Source organism: Halosimplex pelagicum, assembly GCF_013415905.1.
GTDB classification, from domain to species: domain Archaea; phylum Halobacteriota; class Halobacteria; order Halobacteriales; family Haloarculaceae; genus Halosimplex; species Halosimplex pelagicum.
On sequence record NZ_CP058909.1, the window covers coordinates 4,134,278 to 4,149,129 of the forward strand.

Annotated in this window: 14 protein-coding genes; 7 read left to right on the forward strand and 7 right to left on the reverse strand. The window is 69.4% G+C overall.

The genetic code is table 11. The features are described 5' to 3' along the window. The first annotated feature begins 295 nt into the window (after positions 1–295). The 3 genes from HZS54_RS20625 to HZS54_RS20635 all read left to right on the forward strand — a co-directional run bounded on the left by HZS54_RS20625 (position 296) and on the right by HZS54_RS20635 (position 2,866). Positions 296–478: a hypothetical protein gene (locus HZS54_RS20625; RefSeq protein WP_179918958.1), complete on the forward strand. Its 183-nt coding sequence runs from the start codon at positions 296–298 to the stop codon at positions 476–478. Between the two features lie 150 nt (positions 479–628). Next, on the forward strand, positions 629–1,360 hold the full coding sequence (gene psmB, locus HZS54_RS20630; protein WP_179918960.1) for an archaeal proteasome endopeptidase complex subunit beta: 732 nt from the start codon (positions 629–631) through the stop codon (positions 1,358–1,360). A 153-nt stretch (positions 1,361–1,513) separates the two neighbouring features. Next, positions 1,514–2,866, forward strand: a complete 1,353-nt coding sequence (locus tag HZS54_RS20635) for a phosphohexomutase domain-containing protein (protein WP_179918961.1) — start codon at positions 1,514–1,516, stop codon at positions 2,864–2,866. Between the two features lie 24 nt (positions 2,867–2,890). On the opposite strand, the gene HZS54_RS20640 is transcribed toward HZS54_RS20635, so the two are convergent. After that, positions 2,891–3,655: a DUF5673 domain-containing protein gene (locus tag HZS54_RS20640; RefSeq protein WP_179918962.1), complete on the reverse strand. Its 765-nt coding sequence runs from the start codon at positions 3,653–3,655 to the stop codon at positions 2,891–2,893. A 122-nt stretch (positions 3,656–3,777) separates the two neighbouring features. Between HZS54_RS20640 and cdd the strand changes: the two genes are divergently transcribed. Beyond that, the gene (gene cdd / locus HZS54_RS20645; protein ID WP_179918964.1) at positions 3,778–4,170 is read left to right on the forward strand and encodes a cytidine deaminase; all 393 of its coding nucleotides are present in this window, start codon (positions 3,778–3,780) and stop codon (positions 4,168–4,170) included. Further along, positions 4,163–5,023, forward strand: coding sequence for a nucleoside phosphorylase (locus HZS54_RS20650; RefSeq protein ID WP_179918965.1), 861 nt, complete (start codon positions 4,163–4,165; stop codon positions 5,021–5,023). Before cdd ends, HZS54_RS20650 begins: the two co-directional genes overlap by 8 nt. Positions 5,024–5,028: 5 nt before the next feature. Here the strand turns inward: HZS54_RS20650 and HZS54_RS20655 are convergent, their stop codons facing one another. The 6 genes from HZS54_RS20655 to HZS54_RS20680 all read right to left on the reverse strand — a co-directional run bounded on the left by HZS54_RS20655 (position 5,029) and on the right by HZS54_RS20680 (position 12,718). Next, positions 5,029–6,399 (reverse strand): hypothetical protein, encoded by a 1,371-nt coding sequence (locus HZS54_RS20655; protein WP_179918967.1) that lies wholly within the window; start codon positions 6,397–6,399, stop codon positions 5,029–5,031. A gap of 196 nt (positions 6,400–6,595) precedes the next feature. Further along, positions 6,596–7,987, reverse strand: a complete 1,392-nt coding sequence (locus HZS54_RS20660) for a hemolysin family protein (protein ID WP_179918968.1) — start codon at positions 7,985–7,987, stop codon at positions 6,596–6,598. A 146-nt stretch (positions 7,988–8,133) separates the two neighbouring features. Then, complete coding sequence (locus HZS54_RS20665; RefSeq protein WP_179918970.1) at positions 8,134–10,089, reverse strand: methyl-accepting chemotaxis protein; 1,956 nt, start codon at positions 10,087–10,089, stop codon at positions 8,134–8,136. 79 nt (positions 10,090–10,168) lie between these two features. Beyond that, on the reverse strand, positions 10,169–10,351 hold the full coding sequence (locus HZS54_RS20670) for a hypothetical protein (RefSeq protein ID WP_179918971.1): 183 nt from the start codon (positions 10,349–10,351) through the stop codon (positions 10,169–10,171). Positions 10,352–10,827: 476 nt separating this feature from the next. Further along, positions 10,828–11,991, reverse strand: a complete 1,164-nt coding sequence (locus HZS54_RS20675; protein ID WP_179918972.1) for an NAD(P)/FAD-dependent oxidoreductase — start codon at positions 11,989–11,991, stop codon at positions 10,828–10,830. 193 nt (positions 11,992–12,184) lie between these two features. Further along, entirely contained in the window at positions 12,185–12,718 is a 534-nt protein-coding gene (locus HZS54_RS20680; protein WP_179918973.1) for an HTH domain-containing protein, read from the reverse strand. Positions 12,719–12,892: 174 nt separating this feature from the next. On the opposite strand from HZS54_RS20680, the gene HZS54_RS20685 reads away from it, so the two are divergent. Both HZS54_RS20685 and rocF read left to right on the forward strand, forming a co-directional pair. Further along, positions 12,893–13,813 (forward strand): NAD-dependent epimerase/dehydratase family protein, encoded by a 921-nt coding sequence (locus tag HZS54_RS20685; protein WP_179918974.1) that lies wholly within the window; start codon positions 12,893–12,895, stop codon positions 13,811–13,813. Between the two features lie 91 nt (positions 13,814–13,904). Continuing rightward, positions 13,905–14,819, forward strand: a complete 915-nt coding sequence (rocF, locus tag HZS54_RS20690; protein WP_179918976.1) for an arginase — start codon at positions 13,905–13,907, stop codon at positions 14,817–14,819. Positions 14,820–14,852 lie beyond the last annotated feature (33 nt).

Consider the following 14,852-nt stretch of genomic DNA (forward strand, 5'->3'; position numbering starts at 1 on the left):
CGCGATAGCTCTCGCCCCTGCGACCGCGCCGCCCGACCCGCGAAACCGACCGCTCGACCCGCCCAGCGCCCTGCGCACGTAACCGCAAACGTGGCCATAACTTATGAGGATTCCCGCAGTCACCAAGCGACCCCTTACTCGAAAACGGAGACGAAAACCGATTCGGTTGTTCCCGGGACAACCTGAGTTTAATCGCAGGACTGCGGCGGGGTACACCGTCACGATCCATTATCGGGTACCCGGTGTCGGGGAGAAGGCTTATGTACTCCGACCGATGGGAAGAGAGCATACCACGATGCGTTCCACCCTGAACCGTGCAACCGTGTTCGCACTGTACCAGTTGACCCTGTTCGCCGGCATCCTGCTGCTGCCGCTGGCGCTCGTGATGCGGAAGGCCGGGATCACCCTGCCGGTCCACCGGGCCGTCAGCCGCGTCAACGAGACCTACGAGGAAGTGGACACGGACACCGCCGGATAACGCCTTTCTCCGCCCATTCGTTCGTCGAACCGCCGACCGTCGAGCGACCGTCTCGGACCGTCCGCGGTCGAGCGACTGCGGCGACGCGTCGCCGCCGGACGGGGGATCGAAAAGGTGGATTTATCAGCACAGGACTGATACCCGACTACCATGCGCGACCCATTCGCAGACTCGGAGTTCTCGCAAAATCTGCAGCGCCAGAGCGCTGGGATCCCCGACCCCACCGAGCCCGAGATCGGCTCGTTCCCCGACGAGTCCCCGCAGGGCGACCAGAGCAAGGTCGCCGAGACCGGGACGACGACCATCGGCATCACCGCCGAGGACGGCGTCGTCGTCGCGACGGACATGCGCGCCTCGCTCGGCGGCCGGTTCGTCTCGAACAAGCGCGTCCAGAAGGTCGAGCAGATCCACCCGACGGCCGCGCTGACGCTCGTCGGGAGCGTCGGCGGCGCCCAGTCGTTCATCCGCTCGCTGCGCGCGGAGGTCGACCTCTACGAGGCCCGCAAGGGCGAGGACATGAGCATGACCGCGCTCTCGACGCTCGCCGGCAACTTCGCCCGCGGCGGCCCCTTCTTCGCCATCAACCCCATCCTCGGCGGCATCGACGACGAGGGCAGTCACGTCTACTCCATCGACCCCGCCGGCGGCGTCATGGAGGACGACTACACCGTCACCGGCTCCGGACTCACCGTCGCCTACGGTACCCTCGAGGACCGCTACGAGGACGGCATGGACATGGACGAGGCCCGCTCGGCCGCCGTCGCCGGCGTCCGCGCGGCCGCCGAGCGCGACACCGGCTCCGGCAACGGCGTCTACATCGCCGAGGTCACCGAGGACGGCGTCGACATCGAGGACTACCCGGACTTCGACGGCGTCGAGTAACATCACTCCCTCTCTTCGCTTCTCGACGGCGAGCCGCGGCACTCGCGCTCGCGGCCCGCCGGCAATCACCGCGGTCGTCACGTCGGCGTATCCGCGCTCGGCTCCGCGACCGCGTGCCACTACGGTTAATGGGCGCCCTCCCGTGGGGTCGGTATGGAACTCTTCGGGACCGCGGGCATCCGCGGTGACGTGCAGTCTCGGGTGACGCCAGCGCTGGCGCGGGCCGTCGGGCGCGCCGCCGGTGCGGACGGCGACTCGTTCGTCGTCGGCCGCGACGGGCGAACCACGGGCGAGGGGCTGGCGGCGGCCGTCGAGGCCGGGCTCCTCAGCGCCGGCGCCGACGTGACCAGGGTCGGGCAGGTGCCGACGCCGGCGCTGGCCTACGCCGCCCAGCGGAGCCGCGGCGTGATGGTCACGGCCAGCCACAACCCGCCGACGGACAACGGGCTCAAACTGTTCGCCGACGGGGTGGAGTACGGCGACGACGCCGAGGCGCGGATCGAGCGCCGCGTCGCCGACGACCCCGACCCCGTCGCGTGGGACGAGTGGGGGTCGAGCGAGCGCGCCGACGTGCTCGGCGCGTACCGTGACGAAGTGGCCGAGTTCGCTCGCGAACACGGCGAACCACTGGACGGCCTCTCCGTCGCGGTCGACTGCGGCAACGGGATGGCGAGCCTCGCGACGCCGCAGGTCCTCCGCGACCTGGGCGCCGACGTGACGGCGATCCACGCCAACGTCGACGGGCACTTCCCCGGCCGCGAGAGCAAACCCACGCCCGAGAGCCTCCGGGACCTGCGCTCGTACCTCGCGGAGGGCGACGCCGATCTGGGGATCGGCCACGACGGCGACGCCGACCGTATCGTCGTCGTCGACGCGAGCGGCGAGGTCGTCCACGAGGACACGATCGTCGCCGTCCTGGCCGAGCACTACACGGTCGAGAGCGACGCCGAGGACCCCGTCGTCGTCACGACGCCCAACGCCTCCGCACGCATCGACGAGCGGGTCCGCGCCGGCGGCGGTCGGGTCGAACGCGTGCGCCTGGGGGCGCTCCACGAGGGGATCGCCGCCGCCCGCGAGGCCGGCGACGAGGACACCGAGGTCGTCTTCGCCGCCGAACCGTGGAAACACGTCCACACCGCCTTCGGCGGCTGGATCGACGGCGTCGCGAGCGCGGCGGTGCTCGCCCGCCTCGTCGCCGGCCCCGGTCTCGCCGTGCTCCGCGACCCGGTGACCGAACGACCGTACCGGAAGGTCAGCGTCGAGTGTCCGGACGACGCCAAGGAGCGCGCGATGGCGCTGGTCGAACGGCGACTCCCCGCCGAGTTCCCCGAGGCGAGCGTCGATACCGAGTACGGCGTGCGCCTGGAACTCCCGGACGGCTCGTGGACGCTCGTCCGCCCGAGCGGGACCGAACCGTACGTCCGCGTCTACGCCGAGAGCGAGGACGTGACCGAGCTGGTCGATGCGGTGACGACCGTCGTGCGCGACGCCGTCACCGACGCCTGACGGCGGGCCGCGCGGGAAGCGGAGTCAGCGCCGGGACAGCACCTCGTCCAGCGCCGCGGTCACGGCGTCGAGGTCGTCGATGTCCGCCCGGTCGAACGAGAGGTCGGCGTGGTACCACTTCGGCCGCGTCAGGGTGAGCGCGTCGTCGGTCAGTTCGTACCCGCCGACGGTGCCCCAGTCGTGGATCTGTCGGTCGACGCGCAGGCCGCTGCCGGCGACCGCGACTTCCCTCCCGTCGGAGTCGGCCAGCAGCGGGACCCAGACGGAGATCATCGCCGGGAAGAGCCAGTACATCGACGGCGCTCTCTCACCGAGCGCGAACGAGACGACGGCGACGAGGGCGGCAACCCCTAGGACGGCCCCGGCGGCGATCCGCGTCTGTCGGCGCGTCCCCGGCGGGTCGCGCGCCTCGAAGACGACCCGCTCGGTCAGACCGTCGATCCGCTCGCGGGTCCGCCAGTCGGCGGCGACGAGGACGGCCGCCGCCCAGGCGAGGACGGCCAGCGCGCCCGTCGCCCAGGGCGTGAACAGGAACGAAGGGATCGACGTAGCACCGGTCCAGGCCGGCCAGAGCCACCCCAGCGGGAGCGCGAACCCGGCGAGGACCCGCGGGAGCGTCAGCACCGCCTCGGGGCCGTCGAGCGTCGCGGTCGCCGCGAGCCCCAGCGCGCCGCCGAGAATCGCACCCGCAGCGAACGACGGCCACGTCGGCGCCGGGGCGAGTGTCGCCGCCGGTGCGACCAGGAGTGCGGCGTAGGCGGCCAGCGAGGCGCGGAGCCAGCGTCGCATCACTCGACACGTGTCGTTCCGTCCACAAGTCGATTGCGCTCGGGCGCCCGTGGGTCGTCCGGATGGGCTCGGAGCCGCTCCGGGGGCGACGGCTTAAGTGGTGTCCGCCGCTCGGTACGGCCATGAGCGAACTACTGGACCGCGCTCGCGAGGCGCGCGCGAACGCGTACGCGCCCTACTCGGAGTACGCGGTCGGCGCGGCGCTACGGACCGCCGATGGGACCGTCTACACGGGCTGCAACATCGAGAACGCAAACTACAGCAACAGCCTCCACGCCGAGGAGGTGGCGCTCGGGTCGGCCGTCCGCGACGGCCACCGCGAGTTCGAACGGCTCGCGGTCTCCTCGGCCGCCGAGGACGGCGTGACCCCCTGCGGGATGTGCCGCCAGTCGCTCGCGGAGTTCTGCGAGGAGTCGTTCGCCGTCGTCTGCGAGGGCTCCGACGGCTCCGTCGAGTACGAACTCGGCGAGCTACTGCCCGAAGCCATCTCCCGGGAGATGGTCGTCGATGAGTGAGGACAGCCCTGCAGGGGGCGACGACTCGGGAACCCCCGCCAGCGAGGACCCCAACGACGACGAGCAGTACCACCTCGAAGTCTCGGCGGGCGACGTGGCCGACAGCGTCCTCCTGCCCGGCAACCCCGAGCGCGTCGAGAAGATCACCGACGGCTGGGACAGCCACGAGGTCGTCGCCGAACACCGCGAGTACCGCACCGCCACCGGTACCTACGACGACACCCCGATCTCCGTCACCTCGACGGGGATCGGGTCGCCCTCGGCCGCCATCGCCGTCGAGGAACTCGCCCGCGTCGGCGTCGACACGCTCCTCCGGGTGGGCTCCTGTGGCGCCATCCGCGAGGAAGCGGCCGTGGGCGACCTCGTCATCACCGCCGGTGCTGTCCGCCAGGAAGGCACTAGCGACGAGTACGTCCGCGAGGACTACCCCGCCAGCGCCGACGACCGCGTCGTGGGCGCGCTCGTCACCGCGGCCGAGCGGCTGGGCTACGACTACCACGTCGGGGTCACCGCCAGCACGGACAGTTTCTACGCCGGCCAGGGCCGCCCCGGGTTCGGCGGGTTCGAAGCGGCGGGCGCCGACGAACTCGTCGAGAACCTCCGGGAAGCGAACGTCCTCAACTTCGAGATGGAGGCGGCGGCGATCCTGACGCTCGCCAACCTCTACGGCCTGCGCGCCGGCGCGGTCTGCACCGTCTACGCCAACCGCGTCACCGGCGAGTTCCGCACCGAGGGCGAGCGCAAGGCTTCGAAGGTCGCGAGCGAGGCCGTCTCGATCCTCGCAGAGATGGACGCCGCCGCCGACGCGGCGGGCGTCGACCGCTGGCACCCCGGGCTCGGGCTGGGGGAGTGAGACGGTCAGGCTTTGCCGGTCTGCAGTTCCTCGATCGCGCTGTCGAGCGCCCGGGCATCGCCCCCCTCTCGCGATTCCGCGAACTGCCGGAGCGGTGACTCGTACGGCGCAACCGCGTCCGGCGCATCACGTGCCACGTTGCGGATCGCGACCGCGAGATTCTTTCGGGCCGTCTGGTCGGACTCCCGTTCCAGCCGTTCGACCAGATCGGAGACGTGTGTCCGAAGGGCGTCGCCGTTCCGTTCGGAGAGGCGTCCGACGAGCTCCGTCGAGAGACTCTGGATCGCGTCGGAATCGTCCGCGAGCATCGCGACCGCCGCTTCCTTTATGGGGTTAGCGTCGGCGTGGGGAGTCACTTCGACCAGGTACCGTGTGAGGGCGATCGCGGTGAGAGGGTCCCACTCGTCGACCACGCGTTCGCACACCGGCGATGCGTACTCCGCGAGTCGCTCCGGCTCGTCCGCGGCGGCGGCTCGCAGGAACTGTGCGGTCAGACGACGGATCTGTTGGTCGGTGTGGTCGAGGCAGTCGACCGCTCGGTCGAGTTCGTCTCCCGTCGGCGCTACACCGTACGTCGCGCACCGCTTCGCGCCTCGAAGTCGCACACGAGTTGCGGGGGTGCTGTCCCGGAAGGGCCGGTCGTCTCTCCAGGCGTCGACGAGGTCCCGTTCGAAGTACCAGATGGACGCGAGCCCTACGAGATAGTACGGCCACATCGAGATCGCGAACTCGGCGCCCGAAACCAACACGGCGAGGGCGGCGACCTGCAGTGTGAACCGTACACCCAGTATCACGCTCACGGCGAACAGGAGGTCGGCACAGAGACGCGTCGCCATCAATCCGTTTCCCTCGGAGCAAACGACCTCTAGCAGTCGGATGCCGTCGGTTCGATCCGGCAGCGACCTGACGGCCACTGAACAACCGATCCACAGACCGACGAACATGACTGATCCTTCGACCGGCGGGAGGTTCAGGATCGACGAGCCGTAGGCCCCAGCGACCGTGAAGACGCTCATTCCGGTGTCGATGGTGGGGAGCGGCAGTACTCGACGAAGCGACCGGAGCGTCGCGAGTGCGATAGTCAAGCCGGTGACCGTCGGTGCGACCGTCACCGCGAGCGCCCTCCACGGCCGGCCGTCGAAGGCTATCTGTACGTCCCCGTGAAACAGGCGACCGAACGAGACGTTCGCGCCCGGAAGTCCGAACCACGCGTACCGCTCCACGTCGAGACCGAACAGTGCGGCGGCGAGGCAATGCGACGAAACGTGAACGATGGTCCCCGGTAGAAACGCGAGGGAAATCGCCATCGAGACCGCTCGCTTCGTCGGTTCGTAGATCCGGTTCAACAGCTTGATCACAACGTACTCGGCGTTCATTCGGGGCCTCCGGTGGGAGCACTCGATTACAGCAACCGGTCAGCCCGCTGCACCTATAAAACTACACATTTGAACGATTCTACACGTCGCTGCGGTAGAGACGGGGCGAACCGAATACCGCTCCCGGAGTCCGGTTCGGGTCCGCCCGGGAGACGGCTCGGGGCGACCATCGCCTTCGACGGCGAGTGTGCCGTAATCACTCTCCGGCGTCTTCGCTCGTCGCCGAGCCGTGGGCCTCGGCGTCGGAGTCCCCGTCGGTCTCGTCGGTCTCCTCGCCGCTTTCGACCGCGCGCGCCGTCACCTCGTCGATCCGGGCGCCGTCGACGGCCTCGACGGTGAACCGGTAGCCGTCGACGGTCGCCTCGTCGCCGACCTCCGGGGCGCGGCCGAGTCTGTCGAGGACGAGCCCGCCGACGGTGCCCACGTCGTCGGTCTCGAACTCGGTGTCGAGGGCCTCCTCGACCTCGGTGAGGACGACGCCGCCGTCGATGGCGAAGGTTCCGTCGGGCCGCTCGTCGACCGTCGGTTCGCGGTCGGCCACGTCGAAGTCGTCGCGCAGGTCGCCGACGACCTGTTCGACCACGTCCTCGACGGTCGCGAGCCCCTCGAAGGAGCCCCACTCGTCGATGACGGCGGCCATCTGTCGCTGTTCGGTCTGGAACTCGGCGAGCAGGTCGTCGACCGCTCCGGTCTCGGGGATCAGCGGCATCTCGCGGGCCAGATCCGCCGCGGTCACGTCGTCGGTCATCGACTCCTCGGCCCGCAGTACGTCCTTCACGTCGACGAACCCGACCACCTGGTCGGGGTCCTCGGCGTCGAGTACCGGGTACCGAGTGTGACCGGCGTCGAGGACGGTCTCGCGCAGGTCGGCCAGCGTGGCGTCCGCGGGGACCGTCGTCACGTCCGGCCGCGGGACCATCACCTCCCTGACGGAGATGTCGTCGAGTTCGAACACGCGCTCGATCATCTCCACCTCCGACGCGTCGACGTGACCCTTCGTCCCCGACCGCGTAAGGACCGTCAGGATCTCCTCCTCGGAGAGGGTCTCTTCGGTCTCGGACGCGGGCGGGATGCCGATCAGTCGGGTGAAGTAGTTCGCCGTCCCGTTGAGGACGACCAGCCCCGGGACGAAGATGTAGTAGAAGAACTTCATCGGCGGGGAGACGAACAGGGCGATCTGCTCGGCCCGCGCGATGGCAATGGTCTTCGGCGCGAGTTCCCCGAAGACGACGTGCAGGAACGTGATGATCGAGAACCCGATCCCGACGGCGATGAGATGGACGGGAGCGTTGGGGAACGCGGTGCCCAGGACCGGGTCGATCAGCGCCGCGATGGCGGGTTCGCCGATCCAGCCCAGCGAGAGCGACGCGAGCGTGATCCCGAGTTGAGTCACCGCCAGGTAGTCGTCGAGGTTGTCGAGCGCGTTCCGGAGCAGTTCCGCGCCCGCTCGCCCCTCTGCGACCATCTGGTCGACCGCGCTCGACCGGACGCGGACGTAGGCGAACTCCGACGCGACGAAGAACCCGTTGAGCGCCACCAGGAACAGCGCGGCGAGGATCCGCCCCGTCGAGAACAACAGATCTACCATCGCGGCCCCCGGACGGAGGCCGAAGGGATCGCCTCTCTCATGGCCGGTCTAGGAGCGGGAGCCGATTTAATCGTGGTGGCCGACCGCCACGAGACCCGCTCCGGCGCGCCCGTCCGAGCGGAGCGGTGGGCTCGGCGCTCGCCGCGTCACTCGGGCCGACCGCCGTCCTCGATGGCGAGCGCGCCCGCCGTCCCGCCGCCCGGCCGGTCCGCCGCGGCTTCGTCGACCTCGAAGCTCCGCAGCAGCGACTGCAGGCGTTCGGCCCGCTCGCTCAGCGACCCGACGTTCGCGCTGACCTCCGAGATCGCGGTCGCCTGCTCCCCGGCGGCCGCCGCCGCTCGTTCGCTCTCTTCCGCGGTCGACCGGCTGATCTCCGCGACCTCTTCGACGGTCGAGACCGCGGCCTCGGTGCTCGCGGCCTGGTCGTCCGTCGTCGCGCTGATCTCCCGGATGCCGCGGTCGGTCTCCTCGGCGTTCTCGGCGACCTGCCCGAACGCGTCGCGGACCTCCTCGACCACGTCGACGCTCTCCCGCATGTGTCGCTCGGCACGTCGCGCCTCCTCGACCGTCGCGGTCGTCTGCTCCTGGGTCTCATCGATCAACCCCTCGATCTCCGTCGCCGACGCCCGCGTCTCCTCGGCGAGCTGTTTGACCTCGTCGGCGACGACGGCGAACCCGTCACCGCCCGCACCGCCGCCGCTCGCCCGCGCGGCCTCGATGTTGGCGTTCAGCGCGAGCATGTTCGTCTGCTCCGCCACGTCCCCGATGAGGTCGACGATCTCGCCGATCTCCGCCATCCGCTCGTCGAGCGCCTCGACGCGGTCGGCCGTCGAATCGATCGCCGCGCGACTCTCCCGCGTGTTCTCGATCGCCGTCTGGGCGGTCTCCTCGCCCGAATCGGCGATATCGGCGGTCTCCCGGGAGGTCTCGGCGACCGTCCGCGCCGAGGCCGCCACCTCCTCGACCGTCGCCGAGAGGTCGCTCATCTCCCCGGAGACGGCGTCGAGTTTCTCCGACTGGTCGGTCGCGCCCGTCGAGATCTCGCGGATCGACTCGTTCACCGCCTCGCTGGCCCGCTCGGCGGCTTCGGCCCCGTCGTCGGCCTCCGCGCTCGCCTCGGTGACCTCGGCGGCGAAGCCCTGGATCTCCGCCATCGCCGACTCCGTCTCCCCGATCATCTCGTTGAACGCCTCGGCGATCCGCGTCATCGCTTCGCTCTCGCTCTCGGCGTCGAGCCGGGCGTGCAGCGCCCCGTCCGCGGCCCGCGACATCGTCGCGCTGTAGTCGTCGGCCTTCGCTTCGAGGTGGTCGTTCAACCGCTGGACCTCCCGGCGACGCTCCTCGGCGCGCTCCTGGGCCGCCTCGGCCTCCGCCTTCGCCTCCTCGATCTCCGCCCGTTGCTCCTCCAGATCTGTGACCTGCCGGGTCTTCTCCTCGGCCTCGCGGAGGCGCTCGGTCGCCTCCTCCCGGGAGCGCTCCGTCGAGTACCAGTGTGACATCAGCGCGGCCGCCAGCGCGAGGACGAACACGCCGTGGATCAGCCCCCAGGCCCACGGGTTCGCGATCGCGGCCTCGTGGTTGTACACCCGGCTCGGGTTGATCATCCCGAAGACGCCGTGGGTGAGGACCACCTTCCCGATCCCGAGCGCGAACGGGAACCAGTCCTCGTACACCGCGACCACCGCCATCGCGACGAAGAAGTGGAAGTGCGCCTCGATGAAGCCGCCGGAGAACTGGACGAGAATGATCGACGCCGTCAGCAGGCTGATCGTGCCGAGCGCGGTGCGCGCGCGCCGGGGGAGCCGCGACAGGCTCGCCACGGCGACCAGTCCGACCAGCACCCCCAGTTCGATCAGGACCGTCGACAGCGGGATCGAGGGGATCGTCGCCCCCGAGAACGTCGTCTCGGTCCCCTCGAAGGTCCCCAGCAGGAACAGCACCGGCACGTGCGCGAGCACCACCGCGAGGATGTTTCGGTGGCGGCCCCGCCACGTCTCGTCGGGGATCGTGTCCCCGCTCGGCGTGTACTGGACGACCGTTCCGAGTCTACCCCGCAGCCCCCCGTCGGCTGCGGCCGTCCCCGCGGCTCCGTCAGTTGACATACCAAGTCCGAGGATTAGCTCGGCAAAAGCGCATCGGCCCGAATATCAGCCGCTGAAACGCTCGGGCCGGTCCGGACGGTCAGGCGGTCGCGGCTCGCTTCAGGATCTGCGGCGTGACGAGCAGGTCGAGCACGGCGACCGCGTAGGCGACGAGCTGTGTCGTCCCGTCGAGGAAGAGGTACGCGACGACGGCGATCGCCAGCGCACCGGAGGCGCCGATACCGTATCTGACGGCGGGGTTGGCCAGGGGGTTCTGTGACATCGAGTCGAGAGGTGGCCCCGTCGGTACAAATTCGTTTTGCTGTTGTCGTCGGCCGGTGGACGCCGACGGTCCCCTCGTTCGCGCGAACGAGACTCGGTCAGAGCGGCTTCGACCACTCGTTCCCGCACTCGCAGCATTCGAAGCGCTGGACGACTTCGCTGCCGGCGGTCGTCTTCCCTATCCGCTCTCCGAGCCAGTGTGAACACTCCGGACACGTTGTGATCGGCATGATTGGTGAGGAACGCGTGGTTACTCTGTGGTGTGCCCCGCGCGACGGCCGCGCGAAGAGAACACAGAATCACGAAACCGACCGGCGAACCGGTCCAAGCGGCCCCTCCACGGTCGAGGCTCGGACACACAGTGCGTAATTGCCGTCGCGTCCTCCGACTTCGAGGACTCCACGGTTAACGGCCTCGTTCACCCGAGAAATGACACGACGGGGAGCGGACGGGCGGGGGAGCGGGCGACCCGGTGGCCTACATGTCGGGCCAGGCGTCGAGGGCGTTGCCGATAGAGGACACGTCGGCGATCCAGCGGGCGGCGATGCCCTTCTTGAGGAGCTCGGCGGGCACGCCGCCGAAGGTGGAGATGGGGAGGAACTTCACGTCGTGGGCGACGGCCTCCTCGCCGACGGAGACGACGGTGCCCTTGTCGTCGTAGGTCCACTCGGTGAGCGGCTGGCCCTTGACGCGCCGCGCGAGGTTCTCGCCGGCGACCTCGGCGGCCTGCCAGGCGGCCTGGGCGGTCGGCGGCGCGGGGTCGTCGCCGGGCTGGTCGACGATGGCCGCGTCGCCGATGGCGAACACGCGGTCGTCGTCGGTCTCGAAGGTCATCTCGGAGAAGATGCGGTTCGAGCGGTCGTCCTTGTCGATCTTGGCGTCGGCGACGGCCTCGCGGCCGGTGATGCCGCCGGTCCAGATCAGCACGTCGTAGTCCATCTCGGTGTCGTCGCCGATGTAGACGGTCTCCCCGTCGACCTCGCCGATGAACTCGCCGGTGTGGATGTTCACGTCGGCGGCTTCCAGCCGCTTGCGGAGCGCGCCCTGCAGTTCGGGGTCGCTGTTGGGGAGCACCCGATCGAGCCCCTCGACGAGTTCGATGTCGATGCTGGCGCCGTAGTCGTCGCGGTACTCGGCGATCTCGCCGGCGGTCTGGATGCCCGAGAGGCCGGCGCCGCCGACGACGACCGTCGCCGGGTCGTCACGCGTGGCGGCCGCGGCGGCCTCGGAGACCGCGTCGTGGATCGAGAGGGCGTCGTCGAGGCTCTTGAGCGTGTGGGCGTGCTCGCGCAGGCCGTCGATGCCGAAGAAAGCGGTGCGCGAGCCGATACCCACGAGCAGGTAGTCGTAGGACACGTCCGACCCGTCTTCGAGTTCGACGACGCGCTCGTCGGTGTCGACGCCGTCGACGGTGGCCTGGCGGAAGGTCGTCGAGGGCGACTTGACCTCCTCGACGGGGATCGTGACCTTCTCGCGGACGCTGGGGTCCCGGATGCAGCGGTGGGACTCGTGGAGGACCAGGTGGTAGTCCACGTCGGAGATCCAGGTGACGTTGGCCCGACCGTCGAGATGTGATTCGAGGCTCTTGACCGCACCCGCGCCCGCGTAACCGGACCCGAGCACGACGACGTTGTCGCTCATGCGGCCCACTCTGTAGCCGGGTGATACAAAGCCTACGAATCGGTCCCGAGGATCCGACCGTTCGACCCCTTTCTATCACGAATATCGAGGAACGACGGCCGGGATCGAGTCAACGCGGGAGAACGACGGGCGATCGAAGGGGACGAGCGCCGCGATAGCGCCGTGACCGTGCTGGGGCGCCGCCGCGACCGGGTCAGTGTTCGGGTTCGCCGGCCGGCGCGCGCATGTCGTCGATCGTGAGGATCAGTTTGTTGTTCGTGTCGTCTTTGCCCTCGAGCGATCCGATGATCTGGAGCTTCGAGAGCGGCGTCGGGCCGACGGTGATGGTGTCGCCCTCGTGGAAGTCGGCGATCGACCCCTGGAGCTTGATCTCGGCGCGACACTCCTCGGGGTGGTGGACGCTAGTGAGGTCGATCTCCTCGACGTTGGCGTCCTCGATGTCCGAGCCGTTGTGAGCCAGCGGTACGTCCGCCGCCTGATCCATGTCCTGGATCTGGAGGGCGTCGTAGGCGGTGGCCGTCGGCTTGTAGCCGCCCTTCGGACCGGGGACGCCTTCGACCAGCTGGAGGGCCTTGAGACTCTGCATCTGGTTGCGGATCGTGCCCGGGTTCCGGTCGACCTTCTCGGCGATGTCTTCCCCTTTGACCGCGCTCTCGGACTCCCGATAGAGATTGACGAGCTCCTGCAGGATGTTTTTCTGGCTGGGCGTCAGTTCGATTGATGACATACAGAGGTTTTGGTCATAGATTTTATTAAACCCGGCGGTGGCCGACCGCCAGGCGGGCAACATTCGCCGCCTATCGCCCGCGAAGTCGCGACAGTCAGTCCCTCACACGGGCAATTCGTCCGCGGTCCGACGGTAAGGGTACCCTTTATTGTGTTCGATCGACCAGTTCGACCCATGCACGGGAAGCGGGTGCTGGTGACGGGCGGTGCGGGATTCATCGGATCGAACCTGGCGAACCACCTCGCGGCGGACAACGACGTCGTCGCGCTCGACGACTGTTACCTGGGAACGCCGGACAACCTCGACGACTCGGTCGAGTTCGTCGAGGGGTCGGTGCTGGACGACGACCTGCCGACCGACGTGGACATCGTCTTCCACATCGCGGCGCTGTCCTCGTACGCGATGCACGAGGACGACCCCACGCGGGGCGCCAGGGTCAACGTCGAAGGGTTCGTCAACACGGTCGACCAGGCGCGCCAGGACGGCTGTGACACCGTCGTCTACGCCTCCACCTCGTCGATCTACGGCGACCGGACGGACCCGTCGCCCGAGGACATGCCCGTCACCGTGAACACGGGCTACGAGGCGTCGAAACTCGCCCGCGAGAAGTACGCCGAGTACTTCGCCAACCACTACGACATGTCGATGGCCGGGATGCGCTTCTTCTCGGTGTATCAGGGCATGGAGGACGGCGCGGAGGAACACAAGGGCGAGTACGCCAACCTCATCGCGCAGTTCGCCGACGACATCGCCAACGGCCGCAACCCCGAGATCTGGGGCGACGGCTCGCAAACCCGGGATTTCACCCACGTCGACGACATCGTCCGCGGCCTCGAACTCGCCGCCGACCACGAACTCACGGGCGTCTACAACCTCGGTACGGGCGAGCAGTACAGTTTCGACCACCTCGTCGACCGCATCAACGAGGCACTGGGGACCGACGTTGAACCCGTCTACGAGGACAATCCCATCCCCGAGGACGTGTACGTCCACGACACGATGGCCGACGCCACCAAGATGCGCGAGGCGACCGGCTGGGAACCCGAGATATCCTTCGAAGAAGGCGTCGAACGGGTCTGCAGCCAGTACGACTGACCCGTCGGACCGTCCGCGGTCCGGAAGCGGTCGGGCGGTGATACCGTCGGCCGCCCCCGACGGTTTTGCCCGTCGCCCTCCTTGCGAGCGTATGGACCGACCAGTACGCGTCTTCGGCGTCCCGATGGACCTGGGCGCGGACAGGCGCGGCGTCGACATGGGGCCGTCGGCCATCCGCTACGCGGGGCTCGCCGACGAACTGGAATCGCTGGGGATCGACTGCGACGACGGCGGCAACGTCGCCGTCCCGAGCCCCGAACGGACCGAACCGGACGCCGGCCGCCCGCCGGAGGGCCGGGCGAAGTACCTCGCCGCGACCGAGCGGGTGTGTCGCGACCTCGCCGACGAGGTCGCGGCCGCCGTCGCCGACGGCCGCTTCCCGCTCGTCCTCGGCGGCGACCACTCCATCGCCATCGGCACCGTCGGCGGCGCCGCGCGCGACCGCGACCTCGGAGTCGTCTGGTTCGACGCCCACGGCGACTTCAACACGCCCGCCACCACGCCCTCCGGTAACGTCCACGGCATGTCCATCGCCGCGATCCTCGGCCGCGGGTCGTTCGCCGACAGCGAGTGGGCGGCGGCCCCCACGGTCGACCCCGAGAACGTCGCCGTGGTCGGTCTCCGCGACCTCGACGACGCGGAGCGCGACGCGCTCCGGGACAGCGACGTGACGGCGTTCTCGATGACCGACGTCGACCAGCGCGGGCTCCCCGAGGTGACCCGCGAGGCCGTCGAGGTGGCGACGGACGGCACCGACGGCGTCCACGTCAGCCTCGACATGGACTTCCTCGACCCGACCGAGGCGCCCGGGGTCGGCACGCCGGTCCGCGGCGGGGCCTCCTACCGCGAGGGGCACACCGCGATGGAACTGGTCTCCCGGACCGCCGGCTCGGCCCTGGCGTCGCTGGAGATCGTGGAAGTCAACCCCATCCTCGACGACCACAACAGGACCGCGGAGCTCGCCGTCGAACTCGCCGCGAGCGCGCTCGGCAAACGGATTCTCTGAGGGGCCGAGCGGCCCGGCGTCGCGCGGTCCCCG

Bases quoted from the DNA above. Each gene is read 5' to 3' on its own strand.
- HZS54_RS20670 (WP_179918971.1), bottom strand. From the start codon at position 10,351: ATGTCACAGAACCCCCTGGCCAACCCCGCCGTCAGATACGGTATCGGC.
- HZS54_RS20625 (WP_179918958.1), top strand. From the start codon at position 296: ATGCGTTCCACCCTGAACCGTGCAACCGTGTTCGCACTGTACCAGTTG.
- rocF (WP_179918976.1), top strand. From the start codon at position 13,905: ATGGACCGACCAGTACGCGTCTTCGGCGTCCCGATGGACCTGGGCGCG.
- HZS54_RS20665 (WP_179918970.1), bottom strand. From the start codon at position 10,089: ATGTCAACTGACGGAGCCGCGGGGACGGCCGCAGCCGACGGGGGGCTG.
- HZS54_RS20685 (WP_179918974.1), top strand. From the start codon at position 12,893: ATGCACGGGAAGCGGGTGCTGGTGACGGGCGGTGCGGGATTCATCGGA.
- HZS54_RS20635 (WP_179918961.1), top strand. From the start codon at position 1,514: ATGGAACTCTTCGGGACCGCGGGCATCCGCGGTGACGTGCAGTCTCGG.
- cdd (WP_179918964.1), top strand. From the start codon at position 3,778: ATGAGCGAACTACTGGACCGCGCTCGCGAGGCGCGCGCGAACGCGTAC.
- HZS54_RS20675 (WP_179918972.1), bottom strand. From the start codon at position 11,991: ATGAGCGACAACGTCGTCGTGCTCGGGTCCGGTTACGCGGGCGCGGGT.
- HZS54_RS20640 (WP_179918962.1), bottom strand. From the start codon at position 3,655: ATGCGACGCTGGCTCCGCGCCTCGCTGGCCGCCTACGCCGCACTCCTG.
- HZS54_RS20660 (WP_179918968.1), bottom strand. From the start codon at position 7,987: ATGGTAGATCTGTTGTTCTCGACGGGGCGGATCCTCGCCGCGCTGTTC.
- psmB (WP_179918960.1), top strand. From the start codon at position 629: ATGCGCGACCCATTCGCAGACTCGGAGTTCTCGCAAAATCTGCAGCGC.
- HZS54_RS20655 (WP_179918967.1), bottom strand. From the start codon at position 6,399: ATGAACGCCGAGTACGTTGTGATCAAGCTGTTGAACCGGATCTACGAA.
- HZS54_RS20680 (WP_179918973.1), bottom strand. From the start codon at position 12,718: ATGTCATCAATCGAACTGACGCCCAGCCAGAAAAACATCCTGCAGGAG.
- HZS54_RS20650 (WP_179918965.1), top strand. From the start codon at position 4,163: ATGAGTGAGGACAGCCCTGCAGGGGGCGACGACTCGGGAACCCCCGCC.